We start from the raw sequence: 3,401 nt of genomic DNA on the forward strand, positions 1-3,401 counted from the left end.
TTCATCTGAATAAGTTTGAAATTTATCCCCTTTTTTAACCATAATAAAATCCCCTCCAAGTAAAAGTGTAACATCCATGTTTATTCATGGTCTTTTTACACTGTCTACCTTAAGGGGATAATATCATTCTTACGTTTTTTTAGAACTTTAATTAAATCCTGACACCATTATCGGCAAATCGATACCAGTTACCTTTGATATTCTTTCATCCAGTAGTCATATATCCGTTTTTATCAAAGTAATACCACTTACCTTCGATTTTTTTCCATCCTATAGCCATAGATCCATCTTCATTAAAATAACGCCATACTATATCGGATCTACCAAATTCTTCCCATCCTATAGACATAGTACCATCATAACCAAAATAATATGTCTTTTCATTAATAGTTTTAAGTTTTATGACCATAGATCCGTCTTCATCAAAGTAATACCATTTTCCTTCGATTTCTTTCCAACCTTTAGCCATTGTTCCATCTTCATTAAAATAATAATCATGATTTACTATACTTTTAAAACCCTTAATCATGGAACCATCTTTGTTAAAATAATACCATTTACTATTAATAGTTTTCCATCCAGTCGTCATAGATCCGTCTTCATCAAAGTAATACCATTTTTCTTCGATTTTTTTCCAGTCTTTAGCCATAGATCCATCTTTATTAAAATAATACCACTTACTATTAATAGTCTCCCATCCAGTCGTCATGTATCCGTCTTTATCAAAGTAATACCATTTTTCTTCGATTTTTTTCCAGTCTTTAGCCATAGATCCATCTTCATTAAAATAACGCCATACTACATCGTATCTACCAAATTTTCCCCATCCTGTAGACATAATCCCTTCATAACCAAAATAATATGTTTTTTCATTAATAGTTTTAAATTTTATAGCCATAGATCCATCTTCATCAAAATAATACCATTTTTCTTCGATTTTTTTCCAACCTTTAACCATAGATCCGTCTTCATTAAAGTAATAATCATGATTTACTATGTTTTTAAAACCCTTAATCATGAAACCATCTTCATTAAAATAATACCATTTCCCATTAAAATTCTTCCATCCAATAGCCATGTATCCGAAATCATCAAAGTGATACAAAGTACCATTGATATTTTTCCAACCTCTAACCATGGATCCATCCCCATTAAAGTAACGCCATCCTCCTCCATAGGAGTTACTAAGGTATAACCATTCTGTAGCCATAGTTCCATTTTCATTTAGGTAATACGTATTTTCATTTATAGAGTGAAAACCTTTAGCCATAGTTCCATTTTCATAAAAGTAATACCATTTTCCCTCAATTTGTTTCCAATCTTTAGCCATAGTTCCATCTTCAATAAAGTAACACCATTTTCCTTTATCTTGAATCCAACCACTCTGTTTTTTAACTTGCTGAACTGCATACGTATTTTTTGGAACAGTTACATTTTCTTCCGCATAAGTTACTGCAGGCACTACAAAAATTGCAGACATTAAAATTGGTAAAATAATTTTCTTCACTTTCCATATCCCCCAAATAATGAATCATTTTAATTTGCATTTCTACAAACACAATTACATTATTATATATAAATGCAATTAATATTTCCATACTGTTAAATTACAATTTTAAGATGTTTTTATTTTGAAACATTAAGAATGTTAGTAATTTCCATACATTGTGTAGGTTTTTTCATAAAAAAACACCCCTGCAAGTGCCTTTCTTCGATTTGATCCTTTTAAATTTTGATAATATATCTAGAATACTGATTTTAATAGTTTTTAACTATAAAAACATACGTGAATTATTCTTTTGTTGTCTTAGTTTTCCCTCTCGTTTAGATTTACGAAAAAGCAGTGGATAAAATAGTTCTCATGCAAAAATTATTTTATCCACTGCTTTTAATTAATCTTAATTTTCAAACTTTTTAAGTTGTATATAGCTGAATATTAACGTCATACATACGATTAAACAAATGATGCATGAATATAACAATAACTTAACAACATAGCTATGTTTGATTTTATTTGCGCTTATATTACACAACAAATTAGAGTATTTTGTTATAAAAATGCATTAATTAACGCGAAATCCCGACTATAAATACTATAAAAAGTTCAAAAATAATTAGAGATATTTTTATAAATTATAAACTTTATTTTTTAATTCTGTTGTATTATGTATCTTTAGAATGAAACGTACGTATGTCTCAACACATTATAGGGTAAAGGAGGGAACAAAATGAGAAACTTTTTCGAAGAGAAGTATGTAAGTTTAGAAATTAAGAGGGAACTTATAAACTTAATAAGCGAAATCAGTGAATACAAAGGAAAGATAGAAGCTTATCAACATCAAAGACCAGATATATTTAGCCTTTTAGAAAAGACTATTCCTTTACAATATATGAAAAACCATACTATTATGTATGAAAATATTACAGTCTCAAATAAACAGTTACAAAATCTTATTCTTAATGATATAATTCCTCAAACAATAGAAGAGGATGCCTTAGTTTGTTATTACACAACTTTAGAACTTATACAAAAAAAATATCATACATTTCCTATTAAACCAGAGACGATTCAAGAACTGCATTTCCAATTGTTGAATTACTTCACTTCCGAAAGTGGTAATTGGCGAAGAGAAAGACCTATTTTACCTGATATCCCAGAATTTAAGATTAATTCTAACCAGTACAAAGCTATTTCACATGAAACAATTCCGCAAGCTTTGCATCAACTATGCGAACAATATAATACATTAAGGTCTAATGGTAATATTCATGCACTCTTACTAATCCCTCGATTTATACTAAATTTCCTATGTATTTATCCTTTTAAAAAAGGAAATGGAAGGTTAGCGCAAGTCTTAATTCAATTATTATTAATTAAATGTGGGTATTCATTTGTAAAATACATATGCATAGATAAATATATAAAAAAGAATGAGTTAGATTATTATACTGCACTTTATAAATCTGCAGCTAACTGGTACTATGGCGAACATTGTATAGGTTTTTGGTTAAAAGTATTTTTAACAATTGTATTAGCAGCATATCAAGAATTACATACTCTAGTGAAAAGCCATATAATTACTCAGTCGAAAAGTAAAAGAATTAAAAAGTATATAACTGACCAAAAATATCCTTTTACTAAAGAAAATATTCGTAATGCTTATCCAGACATAGGTGAAAGTACCATCAATAGAACATTACATTCCTTACAGATACAAGGATATATTAAACTAATTTCAAAAGGAAGAAACGCGCAATGGATAAAACTTAAATCTTGAACTACTCACCACTTAACATCCTTACGGACTGTTTGAAGTGGGAGATTCCTAAGTACAGAGTTCTATCGAACTCTAATGGATTAGGCTATCCCCGTAGTTCCTACGGTTAAGAGACGAATTGCT

At 29.2% G+C, this 3,401-nt stretch carries 2 protein-coding genes and 1 pseudogene; 1 reads left to right on the forward strand and 2 read right to left on the reverse strand.

The genetic code is table 11. The features are described from left to right. Nucleotides 1-151: 151 nt before the first annotated feature. Nucleotides 152-205, reverse strand: a pseudogene (locus AAIE21_RS29755) (hypothetical protein); the annotation flags it as partial. Then, the gene (locus tag AAIE21_RS29130) at nt 206-1,507 is read right to left on the reverse strand and encodes an N-acetylmuramoyl-L-alanine amidase family protein (RefSeq protein WP_343269865.1); all 1,302 of its coding nucleotides are present in this window, start codon (nt 1,505-1,507) and stop codon (nt 206-208) included. Nucleotides 1,508-2,228: 721 nt separating this feature from the next. Here AAIE21_RS29130 and AAIE21_RS29135 point away from each other — a divergent pair. Next, the gene (locus AAIE21_RS29135; protein ID WP_343269866.1) at nt 2,229-3,278 is read left to right on the forward strand and encodes a Fic family protein; all 1,050 of its coding nucleotides are present in this window, start codon (nt 2,229-2,231) and stop codon (nt 3,276-3,278) included. Nucleotides 3,279-3,401: the final 123 nt, after the last annotated feature.

It is taken from the genome of Paenibacillus sp. 102 (assembly GCF_039549175.1).
GTDB lineage: Bacteria > Bacillota > Bacilli > Bacillales > Bacillaceae_G > Bacillus_A.